15 protein-coding genes are annotated in these 16,375 nt (G+C 70.3%); 1 reads left to right on the top strand and 14 read right to left on the bottom strand.

Annotation, left to right across the window (positions count from 1 at the left end):
- Positions 1–182 precede the first annotated feature (182 nt).
- The 6 genes from ABZY45_RS05210 to ABZY45_RS05185 form a co-directional block, all read right to left on the bottom strand.
- On the bottom strand, positions 183–878 hold the full coding sequence (locus tag ABZY45_RS05210; protein WP_356736606.1) for a response regulator transcription factor: 696 nt from the start codon (positions 876–878) through the stop codon (positions 183–185).
- A 115-nt stretch (positions 879–993) separates the two neighbouring features.
- Positions 994–2,427: an MFS transporter gene (locus tag ABZY45_RS05205; protein ID WP_356736237.1), complete on the bottom strand. Its 1,434-nt coding sequence runs from the start codon at positions 2,425–2,427 to the stop codon at positions 994–996.
- 134 nt (positions 2,428–2,561) lie between these two features.
- Entirely contained in the window at positions 2,562–3,488 is a 927-nt protein-coding gene (locus ABZY45_RS05200) for a ThiF family adenylyltransferase (protein ID WP_356736235.1), read from the bottom strand.
- Positions 3,485–4,480 carry a hypothetical protein gene (locus tag ABZY45_RS05195; RefSeq protein WP_356736233.1) on the bottom strand — a complete coding sequence of 332 codons (996 nt, stop codon included), beginning with the start codon at positions 4,478–4,480 and terminating at the stop codon, positions 3,485–3,487. The genes ABZY45_RS05200 and ABZY45_RS05195 overlap by 4 nt, the downstream gene beginning before the upstream one ends.
- Complete coding sequence (locus ABZY45_RS05190) at positions 4,477–5,703, bottom strand: acyl-CoA dehydrogenase family protein (protein ID WP_356736231.1); 1,227 nt, start codon at positions 5,701–5,703, stop codon at positions 4,477–4,479. Before ABZY45_RS05190 ends, ABZY45_RS05195 begins: the two co-directional genes overlap by 4 nt.
- A 55-nt stretch (positions 5,704–5,758) precedes the next feature.
- Positions 5,759–6,148: a hypothetical protein gene (locus tag ABZY45_RS05185; protein ID WP_356736229.1), complete on the bottom strand. Its 390-nt coding sequence runs from the start codon at positions 6,146–6,148 to the stop codon at positions 5,759–5,761.
- 749 nt (positions 6,149–6,897) lie between these two features.
- On the opposite strand from ABZY45_RS05185, the gene ABZY45_RS05180 reads away from it, so the two are divergent.
- Positions 6,898–8,127 carry a SagB/ThcOx family dehydrogenase gene (locus ABZY45_RS05180; protein WP_356736227.1) on the top strand — a complete coding sequence of 410 codons (1,230 nt, stop codon included), beginning with the start codon at positions 6,898–6,900 and terminating at the stop codon, positions 8,125–8,127.
- Positions 8,128–8,200: 73 nt separating this feature from the next.
- On the opposite strand, the gene ABZY45_RS05175 is transcribed toward ABZY45_RS05180, so the two are convergent.
- From ABZY45_RS05175 to gap, 8 genes are all read right to left on the bottom strand, one after another.
- Entirely contained in the window at positions 8,201–9,706 is a 1,506-nt protein-coding gene (locus ABZY45_RS05175; protein WP_356736225.1) for a PH domain-containing protein, read from the bottom strand.
- Positions 9,703–10,206: a PH domain-containing protein gene (locus ABZY45_RS05170; RefSeq protein ID WP_356736223.1), complete on the bottom strand. Its 504-nt coding sequence runs from the start codon at positions 10,204–10,206 to the stop codon at positions 9,703–9,705. The genes ABZY45_RS05175 and ABZY45_RS05170 overlap by 4 nt, the downstream gene beginning before the upstream one ends.
- A 4-nt stretch (positions 10,207–10,210) precedes the next feature.
- Positions 10,211–11,863 (bottom strand): glucose-6-phosphate isomerase, encoded by a 1,653-nt coding sequence (gene pgi, locus ABZY45_RS05165; protein ID WP_356736221.1) that lies wholly within the window; start codon positions 11,861–11,863, stop codon positions 10,211–10,213.
- A gap of 153 nt (positions 11,864–12,016) precedes the next feature.
- Positions 12,017–12,352: an RNA polymerase-binding protein RbpA gene (locus tag ABZY45_RS05160; protein ID WP_073747820.1), complete on the bottom strand. Its 336-nt coding sequence runs from the start codon at positions 12,350–12,352 to the stop codon at positions 12,017–12,019.
- A gap of 109 nt (positions 12,353–12,461) precedes the next feature.
- Positions 12,462–12,698: a preprotein translocase subunit SecG gene (secG, locus tag ABZY45_RS05155; protein ID WP_014156893.1), complete on the bottom strand. Its 237-nt coding sequence runs from the start codon at positions 12,696–12,698 to the stop codon at positions 12,462–12,464.
- A gap of 113 nt (positions 12,699–12,811) precedes the next feature.
- Complete coding sequence (gene tpiA / locus ABZY45_RS05150; RefSeq protein ID WP_356736218.1) at positions 12,812–13,588, bottom strand: triose-phosphate isomerase; 777 nt, start codon at positions 13,586–13,588, stop codon at positions 12,812–12,814.
- A 6-nt stretch (positions 13,589–13,594) separates the two neighbouring features.
- Entirely contained in the window at positions 13,595–14,806 is a 1,212-nt protein-coding gene (locus ABZY45_RS05145) for a phosphoglycerate kinase (protein WP_356736216.1), read from the bottom strand.
- A gap of 112 nt (positions 14,807–14,918) precedes the next feature.
- The gene (gene gap, locus ABZY45_RS05140) at positions 14,919–15,929 is read right to left on the bottom strand and encodes a type I glyceraldehyde-3-phosphate dehydrogenase (RefSeq protein ID WP_033303126.1); all 1,011 of its coding nucleotides are present in this window, start codon (positions 15,927–15,929) and stop codon (positions 14,919–14,921) included.
- Between the last annotated feature and the right edge of the window lie 446 nt (positions 15,930–16,375).

The following is a 16,375-nucleotide window of genomic DNA, read 5'->3' as shown; positions in this document are numbered from 1 at the left end:
GCCCCTGCCGGACGCCGGTCCGGCAGGGGCTCCACGGGTGGGTGGGCTTCGGCCGTACCCACGCGGTCATCGAACGGTACTCACGCGGCCCCCTGGCCGACTCACACCGCTCCGGCCGGAGTCACGCGGTCGGGGCCGGCTCGCGCTGCTCCGGCCGGAATACACGCGGTCCTCGCCCGCACTCACGCCGCTGCGGCCCTCGGCTGGCCGGAGCAACCGCAGGCGGTGGACACCAGGCCCGTCCGGTGTGCGTAGATCACGGCATGCACCCGGTTGCGCAGGTGCAGCTTGTCGAGCAGGTTCTGCACGTGGGACTTGACGGTGCTCTCGCTCACCACGAGTTCGGCGGCCATCTCGGCGTTGCTGAGGCCGTGGGCGAGGAGTTGCAGCACTTCTCGCTCGCGTCGGGTCAGCAGATCCGCACGTGCGCGGTCCGCGCCCGCCCCCGGGCGGGGGACCGTCACCGGCCAGGGCTCCTGGCCGGCGTCGCCGTGCCGGAGTCCGGGGGCGACGTGGACGGCGTACCCCGCCGCGACCATGTGGACGGCGGCCACCAGCTGTTCCGGTGTGGCGCTGCTCAGCACCACTCCCGTGGCGCCGGCGCGCAGGGCTTCTCTCGCGGTGCCGTCGGTGCCCTGGGCGGTCAGCAGGACCGCCGGCATCGAGTCCCCGTGGCGTGTGGCCAGTGCCCTGACCAATCCGACGACGTCGAGACCGGGCGACTGTGCGTCGGCGAGCACCACCGCGGGCCCGAGGCGCAGCACCTCCCGCTCGGCCTCGGCGGCGTCGGCGGCTTCACCGGCCACCTCGATGCCCTGATCCTGGTCGAGGATGGCCCGGATGCCGGTCCGGGTGATGGCACGGTCGTCGACGAGCAGAACGCGGACAGATGCGGTGATCGGTCTCTCCCTTCGTGCTGAGCGTGGAAGAACGCCTTGGTGGTCGGGGCTTTCGGTGACGCCGGCGTCGGCGTCAGGCTTCGGCGCGCCGGCGTCAGGCCTGGGCGCTCTCGGCGCCGGAGATCTTCAGGCCCGCGTCCCTTCCGGCGGCCCGGCCCGTGCCCGGCCGTCGCGGCGTCGTCAGGACGGCGAGCGCGCCGACGGCGATGAGGCACGCACCGGTCCACAGGGCGGGGACCATGCCGCCGGTGAACCCGTCCGGCGTGGTGAGTTCGCCGTGCGCGGTGAACACGGAAGCCAGTACGGCGACTCCGAGGACACCGCCCAGCTCCCGCAGCGAGTTGACCGCGCCCGAGGCCATCCCCCGGTCCTGGGCGTCGACCGAGCTCATCACCAGGTTCGCGGTCGGGGAGAAGTAGAAGGTCATGCCGAGCCCGCACATGACCAGGGCCGGGATCAGGGAGACGTAGTCCACGTCCGGCGACACACGGGAGGCGATCCAGCCGAGCCCGCAGGCCTGGAAGGTCAGACCGATCGCGACGATGACCCGGCTGCCGATCCGGTCGGAGAGGAACCCGACCAGCGGCGCGACGAAGATCGGTACCGCGGTCCAGGGCAGGATGCGCAGCCCCGCCTCCATCGGGGAGTAGCCGCGCGGGCCCTGGAAGAACTGGGTGAGCAGGAAGACCGAGCCGAACATGCCGGCGAACATCAGCAGCCCCGCGGCGTTCATCCCGCTGAAGGTCCGGTGGCGGAACAGCCGCATCGGGAACATGGGCATGTCCGTGCGGAGTTCCCAGGCGACGAACGCAACCAGGACGAGGGCGCCGCCGGCCAGCGCGGTCAGGACGAGGGGACTGGTCCAGCCGTCCGTGGGGCCCTGGATGAGGCCGAAGACGATGCCGAACAGACCGACGCCGGCCAGCACGGTCCCGATCAGGTCCAGGCGGGAGTTGGGGCCGCGGCTCTCGGCGAGCTTCCATCGGCCGAGCGGCAGCAGGACCAGCCCGATCGGCACGTTGATCCAGAAGATCCACTGCCAGGTCAGGTGCTCCACCATCACCCCGCCGACGAGCGGCCCCATCGCGATGGCCAGGCCCTCCACTGCGCTGAGCGCGCCGAGGACGGCGCCGCGGCGGGCCGCCGGGGCCACGGCGGTGAGCAGGGTCAGGTTGAGGGGCATCAGAGCGGCGGCGCCGAGTCCTTGCAGGGCACGGGCCGCGATGAGGGCGCCGATGCCGGGGGCGAGCGCCGCCGCTGCCGACGCGGCGGTGAAGACGCCGAGTCCCACGACGAACATCCGCCTCCGCCCGAACCGGTCGCCCAGGGCGGCACCGGGAAGCATGAGGACGGCGTAGGTGAGGGTGTAGGCGTTGACGGTCCACTCGAGTTGCTGGATGTCGCCGCCGAGGCTCTCCCGGATCGCGGGCAGAGCGGTGATGACGACCAGGTTGTCGAGGGAGACCATGGCCACGCCCAGGCCACAGCACAGGAACGTCCACAGGACGTTCCGCTTGGAGACATGCATGATTGCCTTTTCCTGGTGGATGGGCCGCGAACCTGACACCGGCGGCGGCCTCGCGGGAGGGGAGCCGCGAGACCGCCGCCGGTGAGCCGTGCGCGGTCGGTTCGGTGCGCGCCGGTGAGGCGTGCCCGGTCGGTTCAGCGCGCGCCCGTGCCGCGCATGACGCGGATCATCGGCGGCACCAGGGCTGCCAGTTCGAAGGGCCACCGCAGCCGGGTCAGCCAGCGCTCACCAAGCGGCCGGGCCAGCTGGTGCACGTCCAGACCGATCTCCTGACGCACGCGCCTGCCCGCCAGCACACGCACCGCCATGTGCGAGCTCAGTACGCCGAACGCCGTCGCGGTGTAGGCGACCTGCGGGAAGCTGTAGTCCGTGCGCGTGTGGTTGGCCCGGATCTCCGCCAGCATCTCGGCGGGGACCCTGTGCAACGGCACCGCCCGCCGCAGGAGTTCCCAGGTGTCCACCCTCTCGATGTCCTCGACGGTGATCGCCCCGTCGAAGGGTTCGCGCAGGCGGCGGTAGTCGTAGCAGCGCACGTACTGGGTTCCGGCCATGTCCCAGCCGGTGATGAGGGGTAGCCTCCGCTGGACGGCCACGCGGTGCAGCAGGTGTTTGGCGCGCCATCCGTCGAGGGTGGTGACGTCCACCCCGTCGATGACGAGCTGGCTCGGCGCGGTGAGGCGCTGCACCGTCGACGCGGTCACCCCTTCGGTGAACACGGTGACCCGGGCGTGCGGGTTGATCGACATGATGCGTTCCGCCGCGCCGGCGGCCTTGTTCTGCTCGATGTCGGCGGCGACGGCGCTCTGGCGGTTGAGGTTGTTCAGTTCGAAGGTCCCCGGGTCCGCCACGACGAAGCGCTGTACCCCGAGCCGCGTCAACGGCTCCACGGCCGCGCCACCGATCGACCCGCAGCCCGCCACCAGGATCGTGGCATGGCGCAGCGCCGACTGCTCCCCCGCCGACACGACGCCCGCGTTCCGGGTGACCAGTTCGTCGTAGAAGAGACTGTGGGGTCCCGATTCCCCTTCGGCCGGCGTACGGCCCAGGTGTTCCAGGGTCATGCGGCACCCCCACGCTGGCGGGGGATCATGGAGCCGCCGTTCGCCTGCCTGCGCCCGGCGAGCCGGGCCACCATCTCGTGGTACGAGGTCAGGTCGCTGCTGCCGTCCATGTAGGAGCGGACGACGTCGCGGTACCAGGGCAGGTCCTCGGGCACCGGCGCGACGAAGGGCTTGGCGAGGACGCCCTGATGGTAGATGGGCGCCAGCGGGTCCGACGAGGGCAGGCTCGGGGACGTGTCCTCGACGACGTGCAGGTCGAAACCGGCCAGACGCAGGTGGCGCAGGGCCACGTGTTCCTTGGCGTCGCCGAGCACGAGGCGGATCGCGTCGTCGAGCTGGATCATCGCCTCGCCCATGCCGAGCATGAGGTGCCACGGCACCCGGTCGTGCTGGATGCCGAGGGGCATCGACTGGTCACGCAGGAAGCGTTTGAGCTCGAAGACCTGGTGGGTCCCGAGCCCGAGACGCGCGTACTGCCCGAGCAGGTCGATACCGTGGGCGGCCTCGGTCGGGAACAGGGCGCGCCGGGGCGAGTCGAGGGGGAGACTGACCGGGTCGGCGGAACAGCTCAGCCCGACGTAACCCCGGATCCTCCCGGTGCGCGAGCAGAGGGTCACCGTGTGGATGCTCTCCATCTGGCCCGGGCGGGGCAGCGGTTCGTGGTACGCGGCCGTCCGGTAGACGAGGTCGGCCGAGATCCAGCTGAGCCGCAGGTACTGGGCGAGCCGGAAGCCGAGGATCCCCCGGAGGTAGCGGGCGGGGATCTGGCTGTCCCGTACGGTGAGGGTGATCAGACCGCTGTGGACGTCCTCCGCGTGGTACAGCGGGGTGCCGGAGATCTCCGCCGGGAGCTGCCGGTAGCTGAGCCGCTCGTGCAGCTCGATGATGTCGGCGACGTAGCGCAGGGCGCGGGAGCCCGAGGGGTCCGCGGAGGTCGGGATGGTGGTGCGGGCGTGCCCGTCACCGCCCGCGCGCGGGAATGCGGTGTTCATTCGGCGTCGTCCTCGGCGTAGAGGCTCTCGGTGATCGTGAGTGCCAGCACCTCGGGGGTGCCCTCGTAGATCCGGGTGCCGTAGGCGTCGCGGAGCATCTTCTCCACGCCGTACGAGCGGAGGTAGCCCCGGGCGCCGACGAGGGAGAGCGCGGCGTCGGCGACGTCGACGGCGGCGCGGTCGGCGAACAGCTTGGCCACGGCGGGCTCGTAGGCGGGCGGGGGAAGCTGGGTGTCCACGGTGTTCGCCGCGTGCAGGTACAGCAGGCGCGCCGCGTCCACCTTCGCGGTCATGTCTGCCAGCTTCGCCGCGGTGAACTGGTGACGGCGCAGCAGTTCACCGCCCTGTACCCGTTCCCCCGCCCAGGCCACGGCCTGTTCGAGGGCGCCGCGGGCCACCCCGGTGGAGATGCCGGCGACCGCGGCGCGGGCCATGTTGCTCTGCGCCATGTTGATGGGCATGCCCTCGCCCTCGCCGCCGATCATGTTCTCGGCGGGCACCCGTACCTCGTCGAACTCCAACTCGCTTCCCAGGCAGGCCCGGTAGCCCATCTTGTCGGCGACCGGGCCGCGTACGACGCCGGGCAGGTTCAGGGGCACGATGAAGGAGGTGAGTCCGGTGGCGCCCGGGCTGCCCTCCATGTTCGCGAACACGGAGGCGAAGGCCGCGAAGCGTGCGTTGGTGATGAACCGCTTCTTGCCGGTGAGTACGTACTGGTCGCCGTCCCGGCGTGCGGTCATGACGTTACGTGCGTGCGGAGCGTTGGCCGGGATGATCAGATCGCACCCGGCGTCCTCCTCCGTGACGGCGTTGCAGGCGAGCACCGGCTCGTCGCCGGAGAAGAGCGGGAGGTACCGCGCCTGGAGGCGGGGGTCGCCCGAGAGGAGGAGCGGTGCCTGGCCGAGCATGGTGGCACCGAAGACAAGCGCGGTGCCGGGGCACACGGCCGCCACTTCCTCCAGGGCGGTGGCGACCCCGAGCATCCCGAGGCCGAGGCCGCCGTAGTCGGTGGGGACGGCGGCCCGGGTCAGGCCGATCTCGTGGCCGCGGCGCATCACGTCCCAGTCGAAGTCCTCCGCCGGCGCCTGGTCGAGCTGCTGGACCAGAGGTTTGACGGTCTCCTGCGCGAACCGCCTGGCGTCCTCCTTGAGTTGCCGTACCTCCGGGGGCAAGGTGTCGAAGTTGAGCTCTGGGCTGAGGTCTGCCGGTACGTCGACGGTCATGGGTTCCTCGGTTTCCTGGTCGGTGTCGTCGGGATGTCTCGGAAGGTCAGCAAGGTCAGGCACCGACGCCCGACTCCGCGGCGATCGCCGGATAGCTGTCGAAGGCGGGCTGGAGCATCGGCACGAGTTCCAGCACCTTGGCGATGCGGCCGCGGATCCGGACCTTGCCGGTCGCGATGGCGGCGGGCACCAGCAGGCGGCCCATCCACAGGGCGTGCGCGGTGTCGCAGGACATCTTGAGGGTGATGGCGGCCTTGGACGGCGGCTCCCCGTGGACGACGCCCTCGGACGAGACGAAGATCCGGCAGTCGGGCTTGCTGTGCACCAGCTGCACCGAGAGCGCTTCCCTGCGCGCCTTCTCCACGAACTGCTCGTCCTCCAGCAGCACGTCGAAGAGCCGGCCGAACACGTCGGACGCCATTTCGCTGGACGAGAATACGGTCATGCTTCCCCTTTGATAAATCGGCGGTCCGACGCCCTCCGCACAAGGAACGGGTTTGTTCATCCGGATGCCTTCACACGGGAATGCATTCCGTTGGAGCGGTGCGCATGCCTCCGACCGGACAGCGGGAGTGCGTTTGCTCGTCGAGCGTCGATGACCGCACGCTATGACACCTCCGGTAGAGCTTCATCCGCACCGACAGGTAGCCGAAAAAAGACTGAAAGAAATTGGTAAGCGATCGCCACACAACGCTCTGAACAGCGGCGATGTGCCACTCGCACCTTCCGTGACCACCCTGCCCGTCTGGGATCGACGCCGTTCGAATATGGACGGGCACGCGCCGATCACCCCTCCCGCCGGTATACGAAACGAGTTGACAGTGCGTGACAACACTCCCCACGAATGCAACTCGAATGAGAATCCGGGGCCAAGGATTTCGCCACGAAAGAGTGATCGACGATTGCGCCTCTTGCATGTCGGAATTCCGTGGTGCGTCATTGAGGAGTCGTCGCGGCGACACATGCACGAGAGTTCCCGAAAGGAGGTGTCGAATAATGCGCAGGATCGAGATGAAGCACCGCTTCGCCGTCCGGGCCGACCGCCCCGCGGCCGGTCAGGGTTCCACCTGGAACTGGACGTGGGCCTACCGCCAGGCGTGACCGCGCGTGTGGGGCCGGGCACTCCCCTGCCCGGCCCCACACGTATGTCCCGGCCTTCCTTCCCTCCAGCCGCCCGTGTACCGAGGAGTCACCTTGCGTCTACGCCGCTCCCGTTGCCTGACCTGCTACTGGCATGACGGCGCGTTCGTCGTCCACCCCCACCCGCACGGCACCCCCACGGCGCTGCACCCGGCAGCCGCAGAGGTCCTCGCCGCCTTCGAGGACTGGGGCACTGCCGCCGAGGCGGCCGGAGAGCTCGGCCATCTGACCCGGGACACCGTCGAGGAGGCCGTCGAGACGCTGGTGCGGAGCGGGGCCCTCCTGGAGCACGGCGGCGCAGCCGCACACCGGGACGAGGAGATCGCGGCGCGATGGGGTTCATGGATGCCCGAGGCGTCGTTCTTCCACTACGCCACGCAGGACGTGTACGACCCCCCGGACGCCGCAGGGCCCCCGAGCCCCGCGTCCGCCGGGAACCCGCCGGCCGTCGTCGAAGCCGGGAATCCGCTGTCCCTCGTCGCATCCGGAGAGCCGGGCGCGCATCCGGGGAGCACCACGCAGGCCGTGGAGCCGGCCGGGGCCGCGCCCGCACCCCTACCGCCTCCCCTGTTCACGGACCATCCGCGAGCGCCCCTCCTCCTGCTCCCTCGCAGACCGGCGGGGCTCGGGACGCCGTTCGAGCAGGTGCTGTACGAGCGCCGCACCCACCGCGACTTCACCGGCGGGCCGGTGCCGGCGGAGACCCTGGCCGCTCTGCTGTCCGTGGTCTTCGGACCGGTCGACTTCATCGACTGCGGGCGGGGCGCCCTGTACCGGCGCACCAGTCCGCAGGGCGGCTCCCGTCAGGAGATCGACGCGTACGTGGGCGTCCTGGACGTCGAGGGCCTCGACCCTGGCTGGTATCACTACGACGGCCTGCGGCACGGTCTCGCCTTGCTCTCCGAGGGCTTCACGCCCGCGGAGGCCGCCCGTCTCTGTGCCGATCAGGAGTGGGCGGCACGGCCCGCCTTCCTGGTCGTCCTCGCAGCGCGGCTGGAGCGGATGAGCGCGAAGTACCCGACGCCCCGCGCATACCGCGTCTGCCTGCTGGACGCCGGGCACCTGGGGCAGACCTTCGCCCTGACCGCGACGGCCCTCGGCCTCGGCCCTGCCCAGACCGGCGCCTTCAGGGACTCCGAGCTCGCCGGCCGCTGCGGCCTGGACAACACCGGTCACGTCCCGCTCTACGTGCTGGCCGCCGGGCATCCCGCTCCGGCGGCACGGGACGCTCCCCCACCGGCCGGCATCCCGGCCTTCGGCGCCACCACGCTGCTCGCCCGCTGACACCGCGGGCCCGGTACGAGCCGGCAGCCCGCACGAGGCGGCAGGAGCCGGGCCAAGGGCGCGCCCGAGCCGCTCAGCCGCGGTCCAGGAACGGTTCCAGCAGCCCCGGGACGGCCTCGGACGCGAAGGCGAGACCCTCGGACGCGTCCGTGTCGCGCGCCGTGTAGGCGCCGCCTCCGGCCGCCGTCGTGGCGGTGACGCTCAGCAGCCCGGCCCTTCGCTGGAACCAGGACTGCTTCACCGTCCACCCGATCACCCCGGCCCGCTGGAGGGCCGCCGTGGAACGCCGGACCGTCCCGGAGCGAGTGACCAGATAACCGCCGCTGAGCGTGTGGCCCAGCGACCGGTACGCGTCGAGGCCCAGGAGCACGGAGAGCGGCAGGAACAGCACGCCGCAGGCGAGCGCGGTCCACAGCAGTACGGGTGTCAGCAGAACCCCGAGGACGGCCTGGACCAGCACGGGCACGAGCGCCACGGCCACGGCACGGCGCAGCCGCCGGCCACGGGCGGCGCGGGGGTGGGCCGTGAGCGCGGCACCGGTCGGGGCGCCGGGCTCCCGCAGGACCTCGGCCGCGATGGCGTCGGCCACGGCGCGGGGCGCGGCCGGCAGCAGGGTGTTGTGGTCGCCGCTCCGCGACTCCTCGTCCTTGGTCAGGCCGGTGGTGATCGCGTCCACCCGGGCCGCGCCCACCAGCCGTACGCCCAGCGGCTCCACCAGGTCCACCCCGCGCAGCCGGCGCTCCTCGACGGACAGGGAACGCGAGGTGAACAGTCCTCGCCGGACCCGGAGGGTGCCGCCCGGTTCGCGTTCCAGCCGGTAGTTCCACCACATCTCGATCCAGAGCCCGAGTGCGCCGACCACACCGGCGACGAGGGCGGCCAGGACCAGCACGGCGATCGCCCAGAGCAGCGGGGTGTCCCGGAAGCGGTCGGCGACCCAGTCGATGACCTCCCCCTGGGCGCCGACCCACTCGCTGACCTGGAGGACACCGCCCGCGGCGGCGCCGCCGAGCATGGGCGCGACGAAGGACACGGGGGCGTAGCGGATCCAGCGGGGGTCGAGCGTGGCGAGCTCGCCCTCCCGGTGCGTCCCGGGGGTCCGCGGGGCTCCACGGTCGAGCAGTTCTCGGCGCAGCCGCTCGCCCTCCGCGCGGGTGACGGGATCGAGCTCCAGGGTGGAGTCACCGCCCTGCTCCCCGGTGCCGATGCGCACCGTGACCAGCCCGAGGACCCGCAGCAGCGGGTGAGCGGTGAGATCGACGCTGCGGATCCGCTCGCGGGCCAGCGAGCGGCGCTTCACCAGGAGGAGCCCGGTGTGCAGATCGACGCGCTCGGTGCCGATCCGGTACCGGGTGCGCCGCCAGCGCACGTAGTCCCCTGCGGCGGCGCAGCCGATCAGCAGCGCCGCCCCCGCCAGCTCCCAGCCGATGGCCCTCGCGTACCCGAGGCGGCCGGACAGCGCGACCGTGACCGGCACGGCGGCGCCCGCGGCGACCCCCGCCGTGACCAGCGCGGTGACCAGGATCGTACGGAAGTGGAGCCGGCGCCAGCCGGGGTCGGCTCCGGCAGCCGTGCTCACGTGGCGTCCCCGGGGGTGTCCTGGGTGATGCGGGCCAGCCGCTCGGCGAGCGAGGCCGCGGCCTCGTGGGCAAGTCCCTCGATGCGCACGGCGCCTTTGGCGGACGCGGTGGTGACGGTGACCGTGGCCAGCCCGAAGAGCTGTTCCAGGGGGCCCCGGACGGTGTCCACGGTCTGGATGCGGGACATCGGCGCGATCCGCCACTCCCGCAGGAGGACCCCGGTGCTCACGTAGACCGCGTCATCGGTGACCTCCCAGCGGTGGGTGCGGTACCACCAGAAGGGGAAGAGGGCGGCGCACAGCAGGCCGGCACCCGCGAGGACGGCGGCCGGCACCAGCAGCCAGAACCTCGCCTGAGCGATGAACGCCCCCAGGATGCCCAGGACCGCCACCGGCGCCGCGGTCAGCAGCAGCCACTGGGCTCTCCACCAGCCGACGGCCCGCGGATCCAGCCTGTCGCGCGGCGGCCTGAGCCGTATCGCCCCCTCCCCCTCCGCCATGGGCTCAGCGGCCCCGCAGCGAGCGGTACGCCGAGACCAGCGCGGCGGTGGAGCTGTCCAGCTGCTCGCCGCCCGTGCCCTCGGTCAGGACCGGCTCGATCTTCTTGGCGAGGACCTTGCCCAGCTCGACGCCCCACTGGTCGAAGGAGTCGATGTTCCACACGGCGCCCTGGACGAAGACCTTGTGCTCGTAGAGCGCGATCAGCTGGCCGAGCACCGAGGGGGTGAGCCGGTCCGCGAGGATCGTGGTCGTCGGGTGGTTGCCGAGGAACGTCTTGTGCGGCACGAGCTCCTCCGGCACGCCCTCGGCGCGGACCTCCTCCGGCGTCTTGCCGAAGGCGAGCGCCTGGGTCTGGGCGAAGAAGTTGGCCATCAGCAGGTCGTGCTGGGCGATCAGGCCGGGCAGCAGGTCCTGCACCGGCGCCGCGAAGCCGATGAAGTCGGCCGGGATGACCTTGGTGCCCTGGTGGATCAGCTGGTAATAGGCGTGCTGCCCGTTGGTGCCGGGGGTGCCCCAGACGACCGGTCCGGTCTGCCATTCGACCGGATCCCCCTGCCGGTCCACGGACTTGCCGTTGGACTCCATGTCCAGCTGCTGCAAGTACGCCGTGAACTTGGACAGATAGTGGCTGTACGGCAGTACGGCGTGCGACTGGGCGTCGAAGAAGTGGCCGTACCAGACGCCCAGCAGCCCCAGCAGCAGCGGCGCGTTCTCCTCGGCGGGCGCGGTGCGGAAGTGCTCGTCGACGAGGTGGAAGCCGTCGAGCATCTCGCGGAAGCGCTCCGGGCCGATGGCGATCATCAGCGAGAGGCCGATCGCCGAGTCGTAGGAGTACCGGCCGCCGACCCAGTCCCAGAACTCGAACATGTTGGCCGTGTCGATACCGAAGTCCGTGACCTTGTCCGCGTTGGTCGACAGCGCCACGAAGTGCTTGGCGACGGCTTCCTGACCGGCCCTCAGCTCGGTGAGCAGCCAGTCGCGGGCGGAGGTGGCGTTGGTGATGGTCTCGATCGTCGTGAAGGTCTTGGACGCGACGATGAACAGGGTCTCGGCCGGGTCGAGGTCACGGACGGCCTCGTGGAGGTCGGCGCCGTCGACGTTCGACACGAAGCGGACGGTGAGCGAGCGGTCCGTGAAGGAGCGCAGCACCTCGTAGGCCATGGCGGGCCCGAGGTCGGAACCGCCGATGCCGATGTTCACGATGTTCTTGACCGGCTTGCCCGTGTGGCCGGTCCACTCGCCCGCCCGGACGCGGTCGGCGAAGGCGGCCATCCTGTCGAGGACGGCGTGCACGGCCGGCACCACGTTCTCGCCGTCGACCTCGATCACGGCGTCGCGCGGGGCGCGGAGCGCGGTGTGCAGGACGGCTCGGTCCTCGGTGGTGTTGATCTTCTCGCCCCGGAACATCGCGTCCCGCAGCTCGGCCACTCCCGTCGCGGCGGCGAGGTCCCTCAGCAGGCGCAACGTCTCGCCGGTGACCAGGTGCTTGGAGTAGTCGATGTGAAGGTCACCGACCCTGAGGGTGTACGCCGTACCGCGGTCAGGCGCGTCCGCGAACAGCCGGCGCAGATGGGTGTCGCCGAACTCCTCACGGTGCTTGCCGAGAGCCGCCCACTCGGGGGTCTGATTGAGCTTGGTTCGGCTTTGTGCGTTCATCCCGGAAATCGCCCACTTCTTCTCGTACCTGCAACCTTCCCCGCTGCCCCTCCAACCTAATTGATCGGGAGGGTGCGGCGGAGCAATGGCAGGCTCCGGAGGCGACAAACGGATTCCGGCCGGGCACCCGAGGGGTGACCGGCCGGTGAACGACTAGATTTCGCCGCGGAGTTTCGCGAGGGCTTCGGCGAGGATCGCTTCCCCGTCGGCGTCGCTGCGCCGTTCGCGTACGTACGCGAGGTGCGTCTTGTACGGCTCGGTGCGCGGCGGGTCCGGCGGGTTGTCCTGGTCCTGCCCGGCCGGGAAACCGCAGCGCGGGCAGTCCCAGGTCTCCGGTACCTGCGCGTCATGGGCGAAGCTCGGCTGCGTCTCGTGCCCGTTCGAGCACCAGAAGGAGATGCGGAGGCGCGGTGCTGACTCGCCCCGCTCGGCCTCCCCCATCGGCCCCGCTCCGACCCGGCTTCCCCGGATCGCGTTGCCACTTGCCACGGTCGTAACTCCCTGCGTGATGGTGCTCGAAGATGCCCCAGTCTACGTAAGGCCCAACGCGCGTCCAGTGAAAGGAGTTACACCCTCACCAGGAATCGCGGACGACGGGTCAGCTGTCCAGCTTGATGAGCAGTGCAAGGACGACAATGCACGCGAACCAGGCCAGACCGACCACGACGGTGATGCGGTCGAGGTTCCGCTCGGCGACCGACGAGCCGCCGACGGAGGACTGCATTCCGCCACCGAACATGTCGGAAAGGCCGCCGCCCTTTCCCTTGTGCATCAGCACCAGCAGCATCAGCAGCAGGCTGAAGACGATCAGGGCGATCTCGAACGCCAAAACCACGGCTGGTCCCTACTTTCCGGAATTCATAGGACTGCATGTACGAACAGCGGGGGCCTGAGGGTATTACCCCCTCGGCCCCCGCAAGGGTACGACGGATCGGCGCTACCGCATACTCACTGGTCGCGGAAGCGGACGATCTTGACGAACTCGTCGGCGTCGAGAGCGGCGCCGCCGATCAGGGCACCGTCCACATCGGGCTGCGCCATGATGGCCCCGACATTGCCGGACTTCACGGAGCCGCCGTACTGGATACGGACGGCGTCGGCCAGCTCCTGCGAGTACAGCTCGGCGAGCCGGCGGCGGATCGCGCCGCAGACCTCCTGTGCGTCCTCGGGGGTGGCGACCTCGCCGGTACCGATGGCCCAGACCGGCTCGTACGCGATGACGATGGACTCGGCCTGCTCGGCCGGGATGTCCTTCAGGGCGCCGTCGAGCTGCGCCAGCGTGTAGGAGACCTGGTCACCGGCCTTGCGGATGTCCAGGCCCTCGCCGACGCAGAGGATCGGGGTCAGGCCGTGCTTGTACGCGGCCTTCACCTTGGCGTTGCAGATCTCGTCGTTCTCGCCGTGGTACTGGCGGCGCTCGCTGTGGCCGACGGCGACGTACGTGCACTTCAGCTTGGCGAGCATGGAGCCCGAGATCTCGCCGGTGTACGCGCCGGAGTCCTGGGCGGAGACGTCCTGGGCGCCGTACTTGATCTTCAGCTTGTCGCCGTCGACCAGCGTCTGCACGGAGCGCAGGTCGGTGAAGGGCGGCAGGACGGCGACCTCGACGGCGTCGTAGTCCTTGTCGGCCAGGGCGAAGGCGAGCTTCTGGACGTGCGCGATGGCCTCGAGGTGGTTGAGGTTCATCTTCCAGTTGCCCGCCATGAGCGGGGTGCGGGTGGTCATTGAGGGTCAGTCCTCCAGTGCGGCGAGTCCGGGAAGCGTCTTGCCCTCGAGGTATTCGAGGCTGGCGCCGCCACCGGTCGAGATGTGGCCGAAAGCATTTTCGTCGAAGCCGAGGATACGGACGGCGGCTGCGGAGTCCCCGCCGCCGACGACGCTGAAGGCCGGGGCGTCGACGAGGGCCTGGGCGACCGCCTTGGTGCCCTCGGCGTAGTCGGGGTGCTCGAAGACGCCCATCGGGCCGTTCCAGAAGACGGTGGCCGCGTCGGCGAGCTTCGCCGCGTACAGCTTGCGGGTCTCGGGGCCGATGTCCAGGCCCTCCTGGTCGGCCGGGATGGCGTCGGCGGCGACCGTGGTGGGGTGAGCCGGGGCCTTGGTCTTCAGGTCCGGGAACTCGCCCGCGACCAGGACGTCGACGGGGAGCACGAACTCCACGCCGAGCTCCTCGGCCCGCTTGAGGTAACCCTGGACGGCGGGGACCTGGTCCTCCTGGAGCAGCGAGGTCCCGACCTCGAGGCCCTTGGCCTTGAGGAAGGTGTACGCCATGCCGCCGCCGATGAGGATGCGGTCGGCCTTCTCCAGCAGGTGGTCGATGACCCCGAGCTTGTCAGAGACCTTGGCGCCGCCGAGGACCACGGCGTAGGGGCGCGCGACGTCCTCGGTGAGCTTCTTGAGGACGCCGACCTCGGTGGCGATCAGGCCACCGGCCGCGTGCGGCAGCCGGGCCGGGAGGTCGAAGACCGAGGCGTGCTTGCGGTGGACGGCACCGAAGCCGTCGCCCACGTACACGTCGGCGAGCCGCGCGAGCTGGTCGGCGAAGGCGCCGCGCTCGGCGTCGTCCTTCGACGTCTCGCCGGCGTTGAAGCGGAGGTTCTCGATGACGGCGACCTGGCCGTCGGTGAGAGCGTCGACCGTGGCACGGGCGGAGTCACCGACGGTGTCGGTCGCGAAGGCGACCTCGGTGCCGAGCAGCTCGCCCAGGCGGGCGGCGGCGGGGGCCAGCGAGAACGCCGGGTCCGGGGCGCCCTTGGGGCGGCCGAGGTGCGAGGCGACGACGACCCGCGCGCCGGCTGCGGCGAGCTGGGCGACGGTCGGGCTGACGGCGCGGATGCGGCCGTCATCGGTGATCGTGGTGCCGTCCAGCGGCACATTGAGGTCGGCGCGGACGAATACCCGCTTGCCCGCGACCCCTTCGGCGAGAAGTTCGTCGATGGTCTTCATCTGTTCCCATACTCCTTGGAAGGACGGATGAGCATGCAAGGGGGCTCGAACGGCGCCGCGTCGCGCCGTCCGAGCCCCTCACATCACACCTGGATGCCTGCCGATCCTAGGATCAGAGCTGGCCGCCGACGAAGACGGTCAGGTCGACGAGGCGGTTGGAGTAGCCCCACTCGTTGTCGTACCAGCCGAGGATCTTCACCGAGTTGCCCTCCTGGACCATGGTCAGGGAGGAGTCGAAGGTGCAGGACGACGGGTCGCCGACGATGTCCGAGGACACGATCGGGTCCTCGGTGTACGTCAGGAAGCCCTTGAGGTCGCCGTCGTCGGAGGCCTTCTTGAACGCGGCGTTGACCTCGTCCTTGGTGACCTCGCGCTGCAGCGTCACGACGAGGTCGGTGGCGGAGCCGGTCGGGACCGGGACGCGCATCGCGATGCCGTCGAGCTTGCCCTTGAGCTGCGGGAGGACCAGGGCGGTCGCCTTGGCGGCGCCCGTCGTGGTCGGGATGATGTTCTCGGCGGCGGCGCGGGCGCGACGCAGGTCCGAGTGCGGGAAGTCCAGGATGCGCTGGTCGTTCGTGTACGCGTGGACCGTCGTCATCAGGCCCTTGACGATGCCGAAGTTCTCGTCCAGAACCTTGGCCATCGGCGCCACACAGTTGGTGGTGCAGGAGGCGTTGGAGATGACGTGGTGGTTGGCCGCGTCGTACTTGTCCTGGTTGACGCCCATCACGATCGTGATGTCCTCGTCCTTGGCCGGAGCCGAGATGAGGACCTTCTTGGCGCCACCGGCGATGTGCTTCTCGGCGTCGGCCTTCTTGGTGAAGATGCCGGTCGACTCGATGACGATGTCGACGCCCAGCTCACCCCAGGGGATGTCGGCCGGGTTGCGCTCGGAGAGCACCTTGATGGTGTGACCGTCGACGGTGATGGTGTCGGCGGTGTGGCTCACCTCTGCTTTGAGACGACCCAGAATGGTGTCGTACTTCAGCAGGTGGGCCGTGGTCGCAGTGTCACCCAGGTCGTTGACAGCCACGATCTCGATGTCCGCACCCTGCTCCAGCAGCGCGCGGAAGTAGTTACGACCGATGCGGCCAAAGCCGTTGATGCCTACGCGGATCGTCACGAACCGATCTCCTCGTTAGGAACGCCGGTTTCGATGCCGGCGAGTTTTATAGGGATGTCCCCGACCGCCTCCGACCCTACCTCTCCGAAGGCCCCGGGGTGACATCGAGAGGGGCGGCGTGAAGGGAGATCTACTTACTCCCGAGTAGGAGTGCTGGATTCCGTGCGAGCGGGCCGGCGAGGCCGGCCGTTGCCGCACCTGCGGTCACCGAGCGTCACCCCCCGCCCGGACCCAACTTCTTGCACGGGCATGGCACATGGGCAAGGCCGTCGGCATCGGTGTCACGAGGAGTCACCGATACGACCTCCGCCCGCCCGCGCCCCACCGGAGGCCCCGCACCGGTGAATGCCACGCCCGGAACCGACGCTCAATTGGGCGGAGCAGTACTCAATCGATATTGCGGCGGGGCCGCACTCTTTCGGGCGGCGCGTGGCCCGTAACTGCCG

Origin of the sequence: Streptomyces sp. NPDC006516 (assembly GCF_040611875.1) — a bacterium.
Classification (GTDB): Bacteria; Actinomycetota; Actinomycetes; order Streptomycetales; family Streptomycetaceae; genus Streptomyces.
The sequence above is the reverse complement of the archived record's forward strand: the minus strand, read 5'-3'. Positions and strand labels throughout refer to the sequence as shown.